General features: G+C 72.9%; 1 protein-coding gene. It reads left to right on the top strand.

Features of this window, described 5'->3' with window-relative positions; translation table 11 throughout:
* Positions 1–91 precede the first annotated feature (91 nt).
* On the top strand, positions 92–617 hold a 526-nt coding region (locus IF54_RS0138865), incomplete at its 3' end, for an AfsA-related hotdog domain-containing protein (RefSeq protein WP_037821232.1).

Here is a 617-nt window from a genome sequence, read left to right as displayed (position 1 = left end):
GCGTGCATCCGGTGAGGCACAGCGACGTGAATTCCCTGCACGGCGCGCGCGAAGACGCGGGCAACCGCCGCCCCGTGTCGAGGAGGCACTCATGCATGACGGCGCGGTACAGCAGGTGATCCTGCCGGAGAAGCCGGTCGTGGTGTTCTCGGGCGTCCGGCGGGCCGCCGGACGGGAACGCGCCGAGGATCCGGTGACCTGGCGCGGTCTGGGACTGGAGACCATGGCGTCGTTGCTGGTCGAGTCGGTGCGGCGGCTGGGGGACAGGTTCTTCGAGGGGGCGTGCCAATGGCCCCGCGCGCATCCGCTCAACGAACGCGACACGGCCGTGGTGCATCACCCGCTCATCGTCGTCGAGTCCACCCGGCAGCTCGCCGCCGCCGTCCAGCGCCGACACCTGCCCGAGTGCGGCGACGCGCTGTTCGAAGCGACGTCGGTGAGCCTCGGGCTCTCCCCCGCGACGCAGCCGACGGAGCGCCACGGCGCCACCCGGGTCCCGGCCCGGGTCGTGCTCAGCGACGTCGTGCCGCAGGCGGGCGCCCCGGCCTCGTTCCGCGTCACGGTCGAGTACCTGCACCGGGGACAGGCGTTCGCGACCTGCGCCATGACCTTCGCCC

The sequence above is a fragment of the Streptomyces sp. NRRL B-3229 genome, from assembly GCF_000719505.1.
GTDB lineage: Bacteria > Actinomycetota > Actinomycetes > Streptomycetales > Streptomycetaceae > Streptomyces > Streptomyces griseorubiginosus.
The sequence above is the reverse complement of the archived record's forward strand: the minus strand, read 5'-3'. Positions and strand labels throughout refer to the sequence as shown.